The sequence below is a fragment of the Pararhizobium antarcticum genome (genome assembly GCF_001885585.1).
GTDB classification, from domain to species: domain Bacteria; phylum Pseudomonadota; class Alphaproteobacteria; order Rhizobiales; family Rhizobiaceae; genus Pararhizobium; species Pararhizobium antarcticum.
Genome location: NZ_LSRP01000076.1, coordinates 16,481 through 34,507, shown reverse-complemented (window position 1 = coordinate 34,507; position 18,027 = coordinate 16,481). Strand labels below are relative to the sequence as shown.

Below are 18,027 nucleotides of genomic sequence, written 5' to 3'. Positions count from 1 at the left end.
GGATCACTTCCATCGCAGTTTCATGTTGAACCAATCTAAAGGAATCCAGACCATGACAGCAAAGACAATCGCGACCGTTGGCGTCGTTCTCTTCGCACTCACCACACTCAGCGCCTGCGGCAACACGATCCGTGGCGTCGGCCGTGATGCTGCGAACACGGTGGATGCAACGCAGGATGCCGGCCGCAACGTCGAACGCGCTGCCAACTAAGATTTCTGAGTTCCCGAATGAAAACGGCCGCGCCTTTGACAGGCGCGGCCGTTTTCGTTTCTCCGGTGTCATTTGGAACCGATCAGGCGCCGGACATCTGGTTGTGCTTGCGCTTCATGAATTCCTTGGCTGTCTCGACGGCGACGGCTGCATCGCGGCAATAGGCATCGGCGCCGACAGCCCTGCCGAATTCCTCGTTCAGCGGCGCACCGCCGACCAGCACGACATAGTCGTCGCGCATGCCCTTTTCCTTCATCGTGTCGATCACGACCTTCATATAGGGCATGGTCGTCGTCAGAAGGGCGGACATGCCGAGAATGTCCGGCTGCTCGCGCTCGATGGCCTCGAGATAGTTTTCGACGGGATTGTTGATGCCGAGGTCGATGACGTCAAAGCCAGCCCCTTCCATCATCATGCCGACGAGGTTCTTGCCGATGTCGTGGATGTCGCCCTTGACGGTGCCGATGACCATTTTGCCCTGCTTCGGCGCGCCGGTGGCGGCGAGCAGCGGACGCAGGATGAACATGCCGGCCTTCATGGCATTGGCCGAGAGCAGCACTTCTGGAACGAACAGGATGCCGTCGCGGAAATCCACGCCGACGATCCGCATGCCTTCGACCAGCGCCTGGGTCAGGACGTCGTAGGGAACCCAGCCGCGCTTCAGCAGGATATTGGTCGCATCCTCGATCTCTTCCTTCAGGCCGTCATAGAGATCGTCGTGCATCTGCTGCACAAGCTCTTCGTCGGAAAGATCCTCGAGAATGATTTCGTCGTCTGCCATGATCGGTTTCCTCGGTTTGTGCGCCCGGTCAGCATGGTCCGGTCACAGCGCATCTGTCAATAAAGCATCCTTGCCGGCATCGCTCCGTCCCACCGGCGCCAACGCCCAGAGCGAAGCACGAAATGCCTCGACACTGCCTCCAGCCTGTCATCGTTAACCGCATTGCGACGGAAACCCCTTTTCGAAAGCGACGCCGCATGCGATGAAAAACGACGATAACCGTCCAGCGCTATTTTGTAGCCGAATCTGCTTAACAAAAACAACAGATTATGAGCGGGTTCAGAGCCTGTGCCGGCCGGTCTGGAACAACGATGGCAACGCGTAGCGGAGGCGGCAAATGCGCCATGCCTGCGCGGGTATCCGACCTGCGTCACTTGGTGACGCATTAAGAACCGTCTCGACTTGGCCTGTTGGTAGCATAGTTTTCGAATGACGGTGCAGCGACTGCACGGGAGCGAGGAAGACAGAGATGAGCGACAAGATCGAACAGACCGAAGCTGAAGCCGGCGGTCGCCGCACGCGCGGCGAAGGCCGCGGAGCCGCCGCCCGCCGGGCGTCGCGGACCGGTGGAGGCGCTGGCCCCTCACTGCCGTTCATCACCCGCAAGATCAAGGAATACGAGGTCCTCGATGAAGACGGCCTGCAACTGATCGAGAACAATGCCGATCTTATCCTCGAGGAAATCGGCATCGAGTTTCGTGAAGATCCGGAAGCGCTGGAGCTGTGGAGGCAGGCCGGCGCCGACGTGCGTGGCGAAAGGGTGCATTTTCCCAAAGGTCTCTGCCGCGAACTGTTGAAGACCGCGCCGTCGAGCTTCACCTGGCATTCCCGCAATCCCGAGCGCAACGTCACCATCGGCGGCAAGGCCACCTGCTTTGCGCCGGTCTACGGCCCCCCCTTCGTGCGCGACCTCGAAGGCGTGCGCCGCTATGCGACGATCGAGGATTTTCGCAATTTCGTGAAGCTCGCCTATATGGCGCCGTCGATCCATTCGTCCGGCGGCACGGTCTGCGAGCCGGTCGACGTGCCGGTCAACAAGCGCCACCTCGATATGATCTACAGCCATATCAAATATTCCGACAAGCCTTTCATGGGCTCGGTGACGGCGCCTGAACGCGCCGAAGACACGATCGCCATGGCCAAGCTGGTTTTCGGCGACGAATTTGTCGAAAACAACTGCGTCACGCTCAACCTGATCAACGCCAATTCGCCGATGGTCTTCGACGAGACCATGGTCGGGGCGCTGAAGGTCTATGCGCGCCATAACCAGGCCTGCGTGATTTCGCCGTTCATCCTGTCCGGTGCCATGAGCCCGGTCACGGTTGCCGGCACGCTGACGCAGATTCTGGCTGAGGTTCTGGCCGGTGCCGCCTTCACGCAGCTGATCCGCCCCGGCGCACCGGTTCTGTTCGGCACGTTTGCCGCCTCGATCTCGATGCAATCCGGTGCGCCGACCTTCGGATCGCCGGAGCCGTCGCTGGTTTCCTACGGCGCTGCCCAGCTCGCCCGCCGTCTCGGGCTTCCGTTCCGCACCGGCGGCTCGCTCTGCGGCTCCAAGGTTCCGGATGCGCAGGCAGCGCACGAATCGGCCAATACGATCAACATGACGCTGCTTGCCGGGACCAACTTCGTGCTGCACGCGGCCGGCTGGCTCGAAGGCGGTCTGGTCTCCTCCTACGAGAAGTTCATGATCGATCAGGACCAGCTCGGCATGATGCAGAAACTCGCAGAAGGCATCGATCTTTCGGAGAATGCGCAGGCGCTCGACGCCATCCGCGAAGTCGGTCCCGGCAGCCATTATCTCGGCTGCGCCCACACCCAGGCCAATTTCCAGACGGCCTTCTATCGCTCGGCGCTGGCCGACAATAATTCCTACGAACAGTGGGAAGTCGAAGGCGAAAAACGCATCGAGCAGCGGGCCAACGCGCTGTGCCGCAGCTGGCTCGACCAGTACGAGGCCCCCCATCTTGATCCCGCGATCGATGATGCGCTGAAGCAGTTCATCGCCGAGAAGAAGGATTCCATGCCCGACGCCTTCACCTGAAGCGAGCCCGAGAGCGCCAGGGAGCAAGGCGGCACGGCAAAAGTGGCGGACCTCATACAAAAGGAGGTCTGGCGGTCGCACTACAACGCGGTTCGCGGGCCAATGCCGAAATGACGGATGACAACCGATCAGTTGAGCAAGTCCGTGCGGTTCTCGAACCGCACGGACTTTTTTTGCGCGGCACGGTGAACTTCGCATTGGGCGAAACGGCGCCGGATCTTGCCGATGGTCGGCCCGCGCGTTCCGTAGTCCTGATCGGCAATGTCGGCAGTTCGATATGGCCGGCGTTCGAGCGCTGGCGCGGCAGCGCAGCCCCGACCGATCATCCTCTCGACGACTGGACAAAATCGGTAATCCGGCCGGTCGCCACAGCCTTTGGCGCAACACCGTTTTTCCCGTCCGATCCGCCGTTTCAGCCGTTCCAGCAATGGGCGGTGCGGGCGGAGGGGATCAAGACTTCGCCGCTCGGCATCCTGATCCATCCGCAATACGGCCTCTGGCACGGCTATCGTGCGGCGCTGGCGTTCGACCGTGCGCAGCTGCAGACGGGCGCCGACAAGACAGAGCATCCGTGCGATAGCTGCCGGGACAAGCCCTGTCTTTCATGCTGTCCGGTCGATGCGGTGCAGCCGGGCGGGTTTGCGGTTTCGGCCTGCCGGACGCATCTTGCAACAAAGGCAGGTGCTGATGGCTGTGGGGAGGGCGGCTGTATAGCGCGCAATGCCTGTCCCGTTGGCACGGACTATCGCTATAAACAGGCGCAGTTGCAGTTTCACATGGCGGCGCTTTGGCGACCGCTTTGAACCGGCATCTTCGCGATTTTGCCGCAATCGGCGGTGATGCAGGACGGGAAAAGAGGGGTTGCTGTCTTGCACGCACTGAAAAGCCTGATGATCATCCTTGCCGGGTTTCTCGCCGGTGGCAAGACGGCGGATGCGGCCTGTCGGCATATTGCCCCCGCGGGCGGCGATTACACGATCTGCAGCTTCGACCCGGCCAGCACCGAGATCCGCACCTACAACAAAGATCGGAGAGGCGTGCCTTACCGATCGTTCAAGGCTTTGGCCGACGATCTCCGGTTCGACCGCGAAACTATGGTTTTCGCCGTCAATGGTGGCATGTATCACGCCGACCTGTCTCCGGTCGGCCTGTTCACCGAGGTCGGCATTGAAAAGCAGCCAATCAGCACAAAAGCCGGCTGGGGCAATTTCCATCTCCTGCCGAATGGCGTGTTCTTCGTTGTGCCGGGCAAAGCTGGCGTTCTGGAAACGGGAGCCTTTCTCAAGGCGGGCTTAAAGCCGATCTATGCGACGCAGTCTGGGCCGATGCTGGTGATCGACGGCGTCCTGCATCCGCGCTTTCTGGCCGACAGCGACAGCCTGAAGATCCGCAACGGCGTCGGAATCGATCGCGACGGGATCGTGCATTTCGTGGTTTCGAACGGACCTGTCCGCTTTTACGATTTCGCTGTTCTGTTTCGGGATCGTCTCGACTGCCCGAATGCGCTGTTTCTCGACGGCTCCATCTCCAGCCTGTTTGCGCCTGACATCGGTCGTCACGACCGCATTTTCCCGATGGGGCCGATCATTGCGGTGGTGGAACGCCGGCGTTGAGGCCAGAATAAAAAAAATCTTGTCAGGCACCCAAGGAATGTCCTCCAGCAGACGTCTAGTGTGATGAGGACTTAAAAAGCGGGCGGGATCTTGGACGCGACGTTGATCGAGAGTGCACAAAAGGGGGACCGGCAGGCGTTCAGCGCGCTTCTGGAACAGCACTATGATTTTGTCCATGCGGTTGCTTGGCGGTGGTCGGGCAATCGTGCGGATGCGGAGGACATCACCCAGGATGTCTGCGTCAAACTTGGTCAAGCCATCCGCAGCTTTCGCGGCACAAGCCGCTTCCGGACCTGGCTCTATACGCTGACGCTCAATGCTGTCCGCGATCATCAGCGCAAGGCATCGCGCGAACGGCGCAATGCCGGACAGTTCATCGCCGACCCGGCCTTTGCGGCAGTTGCGGCGGCCAATGACAATACGGCGCAGGCCGATGCCCTTTGGGCAGCGGTGCGCAGCCTGCCGGAAAAACAATGCGATGCCGTGCTGCTCGTCTATGCCGAGGGTTTGAACCACGCTGCCGCCGCCGATGTCATGGGCTGCTCCGAGGGCACCGTGTCCTTTCATGTGCATGAGGCGCGCAAAAGATTGAAAATCCTGCTCGGCAGGGAGACGGTGTGATCATGACCGACGAACTCGACAGACTTTCGAAGACCGCAACGCCTGCAGCGTCTGCAGATGCGCGGGCGCGGGCGGTTGCTGCAGCGATGCAGGCGTTCGACGCGCAGGACGCGGGCAAAGAAAAGTTTTCGACCGCCCCCCAAGGAAAACAGAACGGCTGGCGTCAAAGCTCCATCATCAACTGGATATGGAGCCCCATCATGAACAGGAAACTTCTGGCCGGCTCGGCACTCGCCACGCTTCTCGTGGTCCCTGCCGCCGCCTTTCTGACCCTCGAACTCACGCGCGGCAATCTGCCTGTTGGCAAGCCGGATCTCGAGATTGCCGGCGATGTGCTGCCAACGGAAAATCCGAAAATTGGCGACGAGGCTGCTGCGGATGCAGCGAAAACGAAGGCCGTGCCCCTCGAGCAAGAAACGGCAGTCAAACCAACCGACTTGACGGGGGAGCCTGTTGGGATGCTGTTGAAGGAAAATAACCCCTCCGAGGATGCAGGTCGCAGTTCGGATGGGAAAAAGCTTGCGCCGATCGCTGATGGGGCTGCATCCGGTGTGCAGCCACAGCGCGCGGAATCGCAGTCAGTGGACGCTGCGGCACCGGTCGGGACGCTCACACGGACACGACAGGTCACCACGATGATGCAGGAGGCGATGCCTGCTCCGTCTTTGCTTCCGGATGGTCTTCTGCCGCAGCCGGAGAAGAGCGGTGATCGCTTTTCAAGCGAGGATAACAATCCGGTCAAGAGCGTTGCCTCCGATCCGGTCTCGACCTTTTCCGCCGATGTCGACACGGCCTCCTATGCCTTTGTTCGCAAGGCGCTTCTGGCCGGCGGTTTGCCGGACAAGGACAGCGTGCGGGTCGAGGAGATGGTCAATTATTTCCCCTATGACTGGCCGGGACCGGAGACCGACGCCGCGCCGTTCAAGGCGACGGTCAAGCTTCTGCCGACCCCCTGGAACCCGAACACCCGGCTGATGCATATCGGGATCAAGGGCTATGATGTCCTGCCGGCGGCTGCGCCGCGCGCCAATCTGGTCTTTCTCATCGACGTCTCGGGTTCGATGGAGGAGCGAGACAAGCTGCCGCTTCTGAAAAGCGCTTTCCGCCTTCTCGTCGAAAAACTCAAACCCGACGACACGGTCTCGATCGTCACCTATGCCGGCAATGCCGGCACGGTGCTGGAGCCGACAAAGGTCAAGGACAAGCAGACGATCCTGTCGGCCATCGACACGCTTCAGCCGGGTGGCGCAACGGCGGGTGCGCAGGGGATCGAGGCAGCCTATGCGCTGGCGCAAAGCGGTTTTGCCAAGGATGGCGTCAACCGCATCCTGCTGGCGACCGATGGCGATTTCAACGTTGGCCCTGCCAGCGACGATGCGCTGAAGGCCGTCATTGAGGAGAAGCGCAAGGCTGGCATTTTCCTCTCGGTGCTCGGTTTCGGGCGTGGCAACTACAATGATGCGCTGATGCAGACGCTGGCGCAGAATGGAAACGGCATTGCCGCCTATATCGACACGTTGGCCGAGGCGCAGAAAGCCCTGGTCGAGGAGGCCGGATCGCAGCTATTCCCGATCGCCAGGGATGTGAAGTTCCAGGTCGAGTTCAACCCGACACAGATCGCCGAATACCGGCTGATCGGCTATGAAACGCGGGCGTTGAAGCGCGAGGATTTCAACAATGACCGCGTCGATGCCGGCGATATCGGCTCCGGCCATCGGGTGACGGCGATCTATGAGGTGACGCCGAAGGGCAGCCCGGCCGTGTTGAACGACGATTTGCGCTACCAGGCGGGGAAGACATCGGAAGAAGCGGCGGTAGCGCCGGGCAAGGGGGGCGAGCTGGCCTTCCTGAAGATCCGCTACAAGCAGCCGGATAGCGACACCAGCCGCCTGATCACCACGCCGGTGACCGAGGAAAACGCTGTCACCAGCCTCGACGCGGCAGGCGCGGATGCCCGATTTTCGGTGGCGGTTGCCGCCTTCGGGCAGAAGCTGCGCGGCACGGATGCAGTCGCAGCCTATGCCTATGACGCCATCCTCGAACTTGCCGCAGGCGCCAGAGGCGACGATCCCTATAGCTACCGTGCCGAATTCCTCAATCTTGTCCGGCTCGCAAAAAGCCTGTCCGGCGAGTGACGGACAAAGTTCCTGGCTGGCAGGGCTGGTCACTGGAAAAGCCGGTGATCGGCCGGGCGGTTCAGGCCTTCGGGTAGGCACGCTCCAAACCGCCGGAGCGGACAAGGCCTGTACGGAAAGCGGCAAAGGCGGCGTGCTGGCTCGAGCGCGCCGCTTCCATGAGCCGGATCTGCAGCCGGGCGGGGGCATGGGTGCCGATCCACTCGCCGGCCGTCTCGAGTTTCAGGGAGTTCAGGAAGCGCGCTTCCGAGGCGAGATCGAGATAGCGGTACAGACCCTCGAGAAGATTTCCGTCCTGCGCCGCGTTCTCCATCAGGAGACGCAGGTAGGACTGCTCGGTCTCGCCAAGATTAGCAAGTTTGCTTGCGACGGCGTCGCGATCGGGAAATGCGGCAGCTGTACCGTTCATGCTTGGTCTTTCCTGTCTGTCTCTGTCGGCTGGAGGTCTGTTGACCGCTACTTCCGGAACGGTGCGGTTCGCGCCGGGCGGGCCGGAACGTCGATGTGGTCCGGCTCCAGTCCGGCCTTTTCCCGGTCGATCATCCGGATATAGGCGTCTTCGAGATGGCGGGTGAAGCGCTCGGTATCGAAGAGCGGCGCTGAGAAGCGATTTTCCACCAGTTTGTCGCGGATCGCTTTCAGCTGATCGGGATTGCTGGCGAGTGTCTTGCAGAGCGCCACATAGCCAGCGGCGTCTGCGGCGATCAGTTCGGGCACGGCGAGCGCCGTCAGCAGGCTTTCCGACACGCGCGATGCAAAATGACTGCCCTTCATGGTGACAACCGGCAGTCCAGCCCAGAGCTTGTCGGATGTCGTCGTGTGACCGTTATAGGGAAAGGTATCGAGGCCGATATCGGCGGCCTGCAGGCGGGCGATGTGTAGGTCGTAGGCCAAGGATTTCGCAAAGATCACACGGCTCTCGTCGAGGCCCTCGTCGGTCACATATTGCAGGAAATTGTCGCGGGCGAATTCGTTCTCGCACATCATCCAAAGGACGCTGTCCGGCACTGAATTCAGGATTGTCACCCACAGACGGGCAGTGGCCGGGGTGATTTTCCGGATCGCGTTGAACGAGGCAAAGACGATTCCGGTTTCCGGCAGGCCGGCCTCGGCGCGTGTTGCGGCAGGCGTCAGGGCGCGATGGGTGTCGTCGTTCGACTGATAGCTTTCCGGCAAACGGCAGAGTTTCTCGTGATAATGCGGCTTGCTGCTGTCGGGCGTGACGATCGGATCGCTGATCACGTAGTCGCAGTCGATCCCGTTGCCGCTGCCGGGAAAGCCGAGATAGGCGACCTGGATCGGCGCCAGCCCGAGATTGATCAGATCGACGCGGGCGCCCTTCGTATGGCCTTTCAGGTCAACGAGGATATCGATCTTGTGCTTGCGGATCAATTGCGCCGCCTTCTCGTCGCTCAGATGGCTGATCGGGATGAGCCGTCCATATTTGCGGCGCATGCCCTTGTCCGTACCGATGACCTTCTGCTCGGTGTGACAGAACAGCGTGACCTCGAATTTTTCAGGATCGTGGCGTAGGATGACGCCCTGAAACAGTCGCATCGTTGCGTGCTGGTCGGAGAAGTCGCTCGAGAGGTAGCCGATGCGGATCTTGTCTTCATAGACATGCGGCTGGGCGCGACGTGCGGCCCGCGATTGTGCTGTGAACGCCTTGCCTTTCTGGATGCGCGTCAACCTGGCATTGATGCTTTCGTCTGCGCACCAGCTGATGTGGTCGAACGGGTTTTCGACGGCGAAGAAGGCAGGCTCCCCGGATTTCAGCTTCTGCAGGAAACGCTGGTCCTCGATCGCGGCTTCCTCGAGGCAGAGGTAATTGTGCAGGCAGCGTCGGTATGCTTCCTCGCCATCGCTGTTGAAGTCGCCGGAGCGTGCGGCGTGCCGGGCAGCCTTCAGGGCCTGTTTCGATTCGTTCGTGCGCATCAGCATCGCTGCTGCCAGCGTCTTGAACAGCGGCTCCTTGCCGCCATCGGCCTCGGATGCCCTTCCGTAGTAGTGCGCAGCATCGGCATATTGCTCGGCCTTGGCGTGGCACTGGGCGGCGAGAAGTACGGTTTGCAGCCCCGCGTCCGACTTGGCAAGCAGGGGGGACAGGAGTGTCAGGCTCTGGCGATATTTGCCGGCATGATAGCTTTTCAGGGCATTCTGAAGGATCATCGACATGGGTTCCGAAAGGCTGGATTGCGACTGGTTGCCTGCTTCTAGCCGATCAGGCTGGGGCAAAACTGGATTCCCTGTCTGGACAGTATCTGGGGCGCAAGCCTGACGCAGCCATTGGCTGGCAGATATTCTCGGGCCGACGGGCAGCTTCAAGAATCAGGTCGATGGTCACGTCCTGAACGGAAAGCCTCCTCTGGGGGCCACCCTTCGGCCGATCGTTTGCGTCCAATTGTTTCCGTGCCCCGTATCGTCTGGAAGTCGCCATGCCCCAATTGTCCATCTGCATGCCCAGCAATCGCGATCTCAAGCGCTCGCGGCGGGCCATCGAAAGCGCGCTGGCCTATGCGGAGGCGACGGATGCGCGCCTTATTCTTTCGGACAATTCCCGCGATCCGGAAAAACGCGCCTGCTTTGAAGGGTGTTCTGCGCGCCTCGTCTATGTCGTTCCGGACAATGATGACCCGATGTTCAACATGATGAACGCCTTGTCCCGGGTGGAGACACCGTTTCTTCTGCCGATGGGCGATGATGACGAGGTGCATTTTCTCGAGGGTGCGGCGAGGGTCGACCTGTCGAGCTTGCCTGCCGATGTTGTCGGCGTCCGGCCGCGCACGCAGTTGTGGACACTGGATGGCGGCGTTGGCCGCACCGAACGCTTCACCATCGATGCAGATGCGGCGGACATGCGGCTTATGGAATATAATGAGAAAGCCAAGGGCAACAACACGATCTATTACAGCATCTATCGCACCAGCCTGTTCAAGCCGCTGCTGGAACTGTTCTATACAGCGCACCCGACCCGCGGCGGCTATTGCGACTGGGCGCTCTGTCTATCGTTGTTTGCCTGCGGCAGGATGGTCCACGATCCCTCGATGGTGTACCGCTACGATATGGGCCGTTGGGCGCAACAGAAGAGCATTGATGATACCAAGCTGTTCCTCTATCGCATGGTCGGGCTGCCGGACACAGCAGAGGATTTCTGGGCGCTGCTGACCTTTGTCGACCTCTATATTCTCCTGATGCGCGGTTCCCTGCCGCTTTCGGCAGCAGAGCGGCAGAGTGCGTTGATGATGACCTGTCGCATCGCGCTTGCCACCTTCGTTCGGGATGTGCGCGCGGACGGGGGGAAGTTCGATGAGACGACGCGCTACCTGGTCGAGCTGATCGAGAGTGAAGCCAATCTCGACACTATTTTCCAGATCGCGCTGATGCTGACCGACTGCGTACAGCCAGGACTGAAGGAACGGTATGTTCGCTTCTTCCAGGCCGCTGTCGCGGCCTGAGATCACAGCCTATGCTACGCCTTTCGGCGGTTCGTCGCGATGCGCGCCGCCGCTTGCCTGGCCTGATGACTACTGCCTGCGGCGACCGGTGCGTTCGCGCGGCGCGCTGGTCGGACCCTCATTGGCTGTCTTGTTTCGCATCGGGCCGATACGGGCGATGATGGTTTCGACCGTCGGACGCTCGCTGGGCGTATAGTCGTCCAGCGCGACCCGCATCGCCGCCAGATGTTCGCAGGACGTGCCGCAACAGCCGCCGATGATCCGCGCGCCGGCGTCACGGGCGAGCCGAGCATAATCGGCCATCAGCGGTGGCGTGCCGGAATAGTAGATCTCCGAACCGCGAAATTCCGGAATGCCGCAATTGCCCTTGACGACGATCGTCGCACTCGGATCGGCGTCCGTCATGTCGAGCAGCGAGGACAGGATGTCCGATGCGCCGACGCCGCAATTGGCGCCAACCGCCACCGGACCATCGCCGATGTCTTTGGCGACAGCGGGGAAATCGCGCGGATGTACGCCCATCATCGTCTTGCCAGCCGTGTCGAACGAACCCGTGTAGACATAGGGCATGCCGAGTTTGACAGCCGCTTCGGCCGCGGCGCGGATCTCATCGGCAGACGACATCGTCTCGATCCAGGCGACTTCGGCACCCCCGGCCTTCAGGCCTTCGATCTGCTCGGCAAAGGCTGCGACCGCATCTTCATAGGACATGGCGCCGAGCGGGATCAGCAGTTCACCCGTCGGCCCGACGGAGCCGGCGGTGATCACCTTGCGCGGCGCCTTGTCGGCAACGGCGCGGGCGATCTCGGCGGCTTTCCTGTTGAGGTCGAAAACACGATCCTGCGCATTGTGCAGCTTCAGGCGATGCCGGGTTCCGCCAAACGAATTGGTGAGGATGATGTCGGCGCCGGCATCGACGAAATCCTGGTGGAGCTTGGTGATGTTCTCCGGCCTGGTCTCGTTCCAGAGCTCCGGTGCTTCGCCTGCTTCGAGGCCCATGGCAAACAGCGAGGTCCCGGTCGCGCCGTCTGCGAGCAGAACTCCTTTTTCGGCAAGGAGGTCGGAAAGTGGGTTTGCAGCGGCGCTCATGGTCATATCCTCAACTGTCGTGTTGAAATAACATATAAAGATGTCTTTATGTGATTGCAATCATTTTGAAGGCGCTGGCCAGCAGCCGGTCATCGGGGTGGGCCGCGCACCCCAAGGCGGGCGGCAAGCCCCAGACCGTAAACCGCAACGGCCGTCAGCAGCCACATGGGATCGGCGCGATTGAGGAAAAAGCTCTCCATCATGCTGTTATAGGTCATGAAGATCACGACCATGATGCAGAAATCCGCAAAATGGCGATTGCCGGCGCGCTGGTTGGCGCGGGCGTAGTCGTAGAACGGTTTGACAAACAACAGCAGGATAATGGCGATACCGCCCGGCAGGCCGAAGGTGAGGACGGCGTCGAGATAGCTGTTGTGCCCGGATACAATGCCCCGGACGTCCCAAGTCGCTTCGAAATCGGCCTCAAGCCCCCGGATCACCGGCGACAACCAGAAGCTGGCATAACCATGGCCAGCCCAGAGATGATCGGGAATGCTGGTGCTGGCAAAACGCCAGATCGCATCGCGTCCCGTATAGGTCGGATCGTCCAGGAGTGCGGTCGTTACGGCCAGCAACTGATCCGAATAGATCGTTCCGAGCGTCAGCGCGAAAATGAGGATGGTGAAGAGGAAATGCCCGAGGATCATCAGACCGGGCCTGCCGACGGCGCGACCGCCCAGCACAAAGAGGATGGCAATCGGCAAAAATCCGATGGTGGTCTTGGATCCCGTGTGCAGAACGAAATTCATCGCCAGGAGCGCAATAAGCGCGCCGCGCACCCGTGCCCCGGCGCGAAAGCAATAGATACCGAAGACGCAGAGCACGGAAAAAACCGGTGCTGTCACGTTCTTGTGCAGCAGGTGCCCCTTCCAGAAACCGGCATGCCACGGCTCGCCGCCAGCGGCGGAATGGATGGCACGATCGGGAACGATGAACAAAGCGGCATAGTCGATAAGAACAAGCAGCAGGATGGCGTTGGCGCCGGCGTTGACAAAATCCTCCTCGCTGCGCGGCAGAACCAGAACGCCAGCGACGAGAATCATCGCCACCAGGCTGAGCATGAGACCGCGCGCCGAAGCGGTCGGATCATAGGATTGCAGGCAGGAGATGAAGGCGATGCCGAAGATCAGGAGCCAGGTTGGCGACAGGATGCGCACCATCGTCCGTCGCTCGACGATCAGCAGCATGGCAGCGAGGTAAACGACGCCCAGGCCGAGATAACCGACCTGATTGATGATGTTGCCTTCATTGCCGGAACTCAGATCGACTGCCACCACGCCCTGAAACGGGATCAGCGTCAGCGCAATGAGGAACAGTCCGGCGCCCGACAGGAAGGCGGCTAAAGTCTTGAGGAACCTGGCTTTCAGGTGTTCGTTCGCCTCGAGCGACATGGGCGCTGCCGGATGGTAGGTCTGCATGGTCATTGATACATGGCTTGCATATGGAGCGCCCCAATGGCGAAGACAGCGGGCGGTTTCCGTGATGGCAGAAGCTGCGAACGATGTTCAGCCCGAGTTTCCACCATGCCGCGATATGGTTAACCGCCGGTGAACGCGTTCGCCCGGCCGGCGCCAAACAAAAAAGGCACCCGTTGCCGGATGCCTTCCGTTTGTCTGGCGAAAGAGCGGCTACTCGGCGGCCTGCAATGCCGGTTCATGGCCGATCGGTGTCACCATTGCGGAGATGATCGTGGACAGATCGATCGATCCCACCGCCTTGCCGTCGACCGTCACCACGTGCGCGGTGGTGTGGTTGGAAACCGTCATCATCCGGGCGGCAGCCTCAAGCACGGTTCCGATAACCACCGGAATGCCTTCCGGGTTTCCAGAGAGCGGCTTCATGATGGTCTCGACGTTGATCACCCGGCCACGGTTCACTTCCTTGACGAAGGCGGTGATGTATTCATCGGCCGGCTTCAGCACGATATCCTGGCCGCTCCCCTGCTGGATGACCTTGCCGTCGCGCAGGACGGCGATCTTGTCGCCGAGGCGCAGGGCCTCGTCGAGATCGTGGGTGATGAAGACGACGGTCTTCTTCAGTTCCTTCTGCAGGTCGAGAAGCACCGTCTGCATGTCGACACGGATCAGCGGGTCGAGCGCGGAATAGGCTTCGTCCATCAACAGGATATCGGCATCATTGGTCAGTGCGCGCGCCAGACCGACACGTTGCTGCATGCCGCCTGACAACTGGTTGGGGTAGTGGTTCTCAAAACCCTTGAGACCGACACGCTCAATCCATTCCTGGGCCCGCTTGCGGCTTTCCGCATCCGGCACGCCCTGGATTTCCAGGCCATAGATCGTGTTCTCGATGATCGTGCGGTGCGGCAGAAGCGCAAACTTCTGGAAGACCATGGCGGTCTTATGCCGCCGGAATTCGCGAAGGTCGTTTTCGTTCATCTTGCAGACGTCGACACCGTCATAGAGCACTTCGCCGGCCGTCGGGTCGATCAGCCGGTTGATATGCCGGATGAGGGTCGATTTTCCGGAACCCGACAGGCCCATCACCACCATCACGCCACCGGCGGGCATGGAGATATTGATGTCCTGGAGGCCGAGCACGTGACCGTGCTTTTCGTTGAGTTCGGTCTTGCCAAGGCCTGCCTTGACCTGGTCGACATACTGTTTTCCTTGCGGACCGAAGATCTTGTAGAGGTTCTTGACCTCGATTGCGTGACTAGCCATGGATCACCTCCGAATGCTTCTGCAGCCGCTTGCCATAGGCCTGGCTGGTCCGGTCAAAAATGATGGCGATCGCGACGAGCGCGAAGCCGTTCAGGAAGCCGACGGTGAAGAACTGGTTGTTGATCGCCTGCAGCACATTTCGGCCGAGACCGCCGACGCCCACCATTGATGCGACCACCACCATGGCCAGCGACATCATGATGGTCTGGTTGATGCCGGCCATGATGGTCGGCAAGGCCAGCGGGATCTGGACGTTCTTGAGGCGTTGCCATTGCGACGAACCGAAGGCGTCTGCCGCTTCCAGCACTTCCTTGTCGACAAGCCGGATGCCCAGATTGGTCAGACGGATCATCGGGGGAACGGCGTAGATAACGACGGCGATCAGGCCAGGAACCTTGCCGATGCCAAAGATCATGACGACCGGGATCAGGTAGACGAAGCTGGGCATTGTCTGCATGACGTCCAGGACCGGGTTGATGATGGACTGCGCACGCTCGGAGCGGGCCATCAGGATGCCGATCGGAATGCCGACGAGAATGGCGATCAGCGTACAGACCGTAACCATCGCAAGCGTCACCATCGTGTCGTTCCAGAGGCCAACAAGTCCGATGGCCAGCATGGAGGCAATGGTGCCGAGTGTGATGCGGATGTCCCGACTGCCATAATAGACGATCGCCACCATGACCGCGAGGATGATGATCCAGGGTGAGTTGACGAAAAGATTTTCCAGAAAGTTCAAAAACACCTGGAGCGGCTGCACGAGCACATCGATGGCATTGGTATAGGCGCGGACAAGTCCCTTGAAGCCATCGTCAATACTTTTTCGCGCGATGCGGATGGTCGTGTCGTCCAAGGACGGAAATTCACAAAATAGGTCTGGCAACAAAGTGCACGCCATGTCGTTCCCCTTTTTAACCGGAAATTTTATCAACCGGCCGTGTCATCGGACAGATCGGATCTGCCCTGTACGGATTTTCGCTGGTCTCTGCGGACCCCGGTGTCTTGTCCCCTCACGCCGGACGAACGGCGTCGGAAGTCAGTCTTGTCTTGGAAAGGCAGGCATCTGAAGCGGATGCCTGTGGGCGGGAACGTCGCAGATCGGCACGATCTCCACTTTGTTGTTTGCGACCAAAGTCAGCTTCTCTGCATTCCACGTTCGTCGTTGTGCAAAAAGAGGCAGCGGATCCGTGGACCCGCTGCCTTTCTATTTTCACTTACAGAGCTGCCTTGACCTTTTCGGCAACATCCGGCGCAACCCACTTGGTCCACATGTCCGGATAGGTTTCCAGGAAGTGCTTTGCTGCATCTTCGTTGGTGCCTTGGTTCTCGTCCATCCAGGCCAGAACCTTGTTCACGGTTCCATTGTCCCAGTTGCGGGCCTTGACGTAATCCATGGCGACGCCGGCCTTTTCCGAGAATGCCTTGGTTACGACCGTGAAGACGTCCGAAGTCGGATAGGAATTGACCTTGGGGGCGGCGCAATCCGGAACGGCCGTGCAGGCGTCCCATTCGGCCTTGTCATTGTCCACGCCGAAGCTCAGACGGGTCATTTCATATTTGCCGAGAATGGCGGTCGGAGCCCAATAATAGCCAAGCCAGCCCTTCTGCGTGCTGAAGGCGTTGGAAATGGAGCCGTCCAGGCCCGCAGCCGATCCGGTGTCGACCAGTTCGAACCCGGCCTCTTTGGCTCCCAGCGCCTTGTACAGATTGGCCGTCGAAACCTGGCAGTTCCAGCCCGACGGGCAGTTGATGACGGCAGCCTTCGACGCATCTTCGGGGGCCGGGAAGAGCTCGGGACGCTTCAGGGCGTCCTGAACGGTCTTGATGTCAGGATTTGCGTCGGCGAGGAATTTCGGAATCCACCAGCCTTCGACGCCGCCTTCGTTGAGGATCTTCGCCGCTTCGATGAGGCGACCTTCCTTGATGGCCGCATCGAGCGGGGTGCGCACGGCGTTGACCCACATTTCCGGAGCCATGTCCGGCTGGCCTTTTTCGTTCATCGACGTGAAGGTCGGCATGGTGTCGCCGGTGACGAGGGTCGCCGTGCAGCCATAACCATTTTCAAGAATGAATTTGTCGACATGGGCTGCGACGCCTGCCGATGCCCAGTTCATTTCCGCAATGCTGACGTCGCCGCACTCTGCGGCCGATGCTGAACCCGCAAGCGCATAGACGCTGGCGGCGAGGATGGTGGAAGCGAGGAGCTTCTTCATGTTTAAGACCTCCCAGTCTTAATGCAGCAAAAAATCTGGAGGCAAGGCGGGATGCTGCCGTCCCGGCTGCCCAAATGGATGAACTTCGCAGCGAAAGGGAGCGCACTTTCGGGCAGGGCCGCATGTCGCCCCCGCTGCAACGGTCGTAGAGCTTTTTTGTCTGGTCGCGGAACCCTGTCGCCAACCCGCTCTCTTTTGACCGTATGCCCTTAAGCCTATTTGTTCCTCCGCAGAAATCAACCTCCGGAATTCAATCGAAGCGATACCGGGCTTTCGCCTGCCGCCTGGAAGACTTGCACAAGCTGTTGATTTGCCTTGCTGCGGCAATATTTTTGAGCATCGCGGCCTACAATTGCCGCAAATCCCGCCTTCACCTTCAATCGTGGTGTTCTGCCCGTTTCGTTGCAGACGTTTTTTGTCCCGAATGCGCCGTCGGGTGTTTTTTTACGTCTTTAAAAAAAATCTCGAAAAAAGCCCAAATTCATCTTTGATTCATCTCTCACTAACCATCCGGTAACGATGTCAGGCTAATTGTTCTCCTGCGGCGGGGGACAACTGCCGCCCGCCCGGATCAGGTTTTGCGTCCCGGGTCGGAGCGATCTTCGCGTATTTTGAAGAAGCCATGTGTTTTTTGGCAGACCGCACGATCCCGGATGGGGTTGGTGCGGTTTTCGCGTTTTGGAACCGATGGCGGCGCGCGCGGCACATCCGCTCTGTCGCCTTCATGGCACAAAAAAAACCGCGTCGCTTTCGCGATGCGGTTTAAAGCTTCAAGGACGATCGACGCCGGTTAGCCGACGCTGCGCGTGCGGATAAAACCGAGCGGCCCGATCGGCGCGGTCATGACCGTGTTGCGGACGCGCGACTGGCTGTCCGGAACGATCGAATTCCAGGCGATCTGGACGAAATTTGGCTTGCTGAAGATGAACAACATCGGACTGTGACCTTGGGTGTGGCGCGGGTTTCGGTGCCTGCCTGCGCGCCGTGAAGACATGTCGCTGATATACGCAAGATATGGCGCAAAACAACAATCAAACTCGCCATGCAATGTCGCATTTTGACCGATGAAAGCAGGAAGCGTCACAAGGCTTGAAACAGGGTGAAATACAGCGTGAAAAAACCGTGGGGATCGTGGCGAAATTGCGGCAGGGCAAGGCTTTGCTTGGGGTCTCGCAGCTGGTAAA

Annotated in this window: 16 protein-coding genes; 7 read left to right on the top strand and 9 right to left on the bottom strand. The window is 60.0% G+C overall.

All coding sequences use genetic code 11. The features are described 5' to 3' along the window. The first annotated feature begins 52 nt into the window (after positions 1 to 52). Positions 53 to 211, top strand: a complete 159-nt coding sequence (locus AX760_RS09075; protein WP_071832562.1) for an entericidin domain-containing protein — start codon at positions 53 to 55, stop codon at positions 209 to 211. A gap of 82 nt (positions 212 to 293) precedes the next feature. Here AX760_RS09075 and AX760_RS09070 read toward each other — a convergent pair whose 3' ends face one another. Beyond that, positions 294 to 992 carry a corrinoid protein gene (locus tag AX760_RS09070; protein WP_071832561.1) on the bottom strand — a complete coding sequence of 233 codons (699 nt, stop codon included), beginning with the start codon at positions 990 to 992 and terminating at the stop codon, positions 294 to 296. A gap of 469 nt (positions 993 to 1,461) precedes the next feature. On the opposite strand from AX760_RS09070, the gene AX760_RS09065 reads away from it, so the two are divergent. The 5 genes from AX760_RS09065 to AX760_RS09045 all read left to right on the top strand — a co-directional run bounded on the left by AX760_RS09065 (position 1,462) and on the right by AX760_RS09045 (position 7,405). Continuing rightward, the gene (locus AX760_RS09065; RefSeq protein ID WP_071832560.1) at positions 1,462 to 3,036 is read left to right on the top strand and encodes a trimethylamine methyltransferase family protein; all 1,575 of its coding nucleotides are present in this window, start codon (positions 1,462 to 1,464) and stop codon (positions 3,034 to 3,036) included. Positions 3,037 to 3,146: 110 nt separating this feature from the next. Beyond that, entirely contained in the window at positions 3,147 to 3,839 is a 693-nt protein-coding gene (locus tag AX760_RS09060) for a ferredoxin (RefSeq protein ID WP_071832559.1), read from the top strand. 87 nt (positions 3,840 to 3,926) lie between these two features. Then, the gene (locus AX760_RS09055) at positions 3,927 to 4,649 is read left to right on the top strand and encodes a phosphodiester glycosidase family protein (protein WP_071832558.1); all 723 of its coding nucleotides are present in this window, start codon (positions 3,927 to 3,929) and stop codon (positions 4,647 to 4,649) included. Positions 4,650 to 4,739: 90 nt separating this feature from the next. Beyond that, complete coding sequence (locus AX760_RS09050; RefSeq protein ID WP_071832557.1) at positions 4,740 to 5,270, top strand: RNA polymerase sigma factor; 531 nt, start codon at positions 4,740 to 4,742, stop codon at positions 5,268 to 5,270. Then, positions 5,267 to 7,405 carry a vWA domain-containing protein gene (locus AX760_RS09045; RefSeq protein WP_071832556.1) on the top strand — a complete coding sequence of 713 codons (2,139 nt, stop codon included), beginning with the start codon at positions 5,267 to 5,269 and terminating at the stop codon, positions 7,403 to 7,405. The genes AX760_RS09050 and AX760_RS09045 overlap by 4 nt, the downstream gene beginning before the upstream one ends. A 61-nt stretch (positions 7,406 to 7,466) precedes the next feature. Here AX760_RS09045 and AX760_RS09040 read toward each other — a convergent pair whose 3' ends face one another. Then, entirely contained in the window at positions 7,467 to 7,814 is a 348-nt protein-coding gene (locus AX760_RS09040) for a hypothetical protein (protein ID WP_071832555.1), read from the bottom strand. A 47-nt stretch (positions 7,815 to 7,861) separates the two neighbouring features. Continuing rightward, a complete protein-coding gene (locus tag AX760_RS09035) occupies positions 7,862 to 9,574 on the bottom strand; it encodes an O-linked N-acetylglucosamine transferase, SPINDLY family protein (protein WP_175552036.1) in 1,713 nt (570 codons plus the stop codon). Between the two features lie 266 nt (positions 9,575 to 9,840). On the opposite strand from AX760_RS09035, the gene AX760_RS09030 reads away from it, so the two are divergent. Next, positions 9,841 to 10,860 carry a glycosyltransferase family protein gene (locus AX760_RS09030; RefSeq protein WP_071832553.1) on the top strand — a complete coding sequence of 340 codons (1,020 nt, stop codon included), beginning with the start codon at positions 9,841 to 9,843 and terminating at the stop codon, positions 10,858 to 10,860. 69 nt (positions 10,861 to 10,929) lie between these two features. Here AX760_RS09030 and bmt read toward each other — a convergent pair whose 3' ends face one another. The 6 genes from bmt to AX760_RS26465 form a co-directional block, all read right to left on the bottom strand. Next, positions 10,930 to 11,949, bottom strand: a complete 1,020-nt coding sequence (gene bmt, locus AX760_RS09025) for a betaine--homocysteine S-methyltransferase (protein ID WP_071832552.1) — start codon at positions 11,947 to 11,949, stop codon at positions 10,930 to 10,932. Positions 11,950 to 12,038: 89 nt separating this feature from the next. Beyond that, positions 12,039 to 13,373, bottom strand: a complete 1,335-nt coding sequence (locus tag AX760_RS09020) for an O-antigen ligase family protein (RefSeq protein WP_071832551.1) — start codon at positions 13,371 to 13,373, stop codon at positions 12,039 to 12,041. A gap of 204 nt (positions 13,374 to 13,577) precedes the next feature. Next, positions 13,578 to 14,630: a quaternary amine ABC transporter ATP-binding protein gene (locus AX760_RS09015; RefSeq protein ID WP_071832550.1), complete on the bottom strand. Its 1,053-nt coding sequence runs from the start codon at positions 14,628 to 14,630 to the stop codon at positions 13,578 to 13,580. Continuing rightward, positions 14,623 to 15,528, bottom strand: coding sequence for an ABC transporter permease (locus AX760_RS09010; RefSeq protein ID WP_071832549.1), 906 nt, complete (start codon positions 15,526 to 15,528; stop codon positions 14,623 to 14,625). Before AX760_RS09010 ends, AX760_RS09015 begins: the two co-directional genes overlap by 8 nt. A 316-nt stretch (positions 15,529 to 15,844) precedes the next feature. Beyond that, positions 15,845 to 16,843 carry a glycine betaine ABC transporter substrate-binding protein gene (locus AX760_RS09005; RefSeq protein WP_071832548.1) on the bottom strand — a complete coding sequence of 333 codons (999 nt, stop codon included), beginning with the start codon at positions 16,841 to 16,843 and terminating at the stop codon, positions 15,845 to 15,847. A gap of 790 nt (positions 16,844 to 17,633) precedes the next feature. Further along, positions 17,634 to 17,777 (bottom strand): hypothetical protein, encoded by a 144-nt coding sequence (locus tag AX760_RS26465; protein ID WP_087149200.1) that lies wholly within the window; start codon positions 17,775 to 17,777, stop codon positions 17,634 to 17,636. Positions 17,778 to 18,027 lie beyond the last annotated feature (250 nt).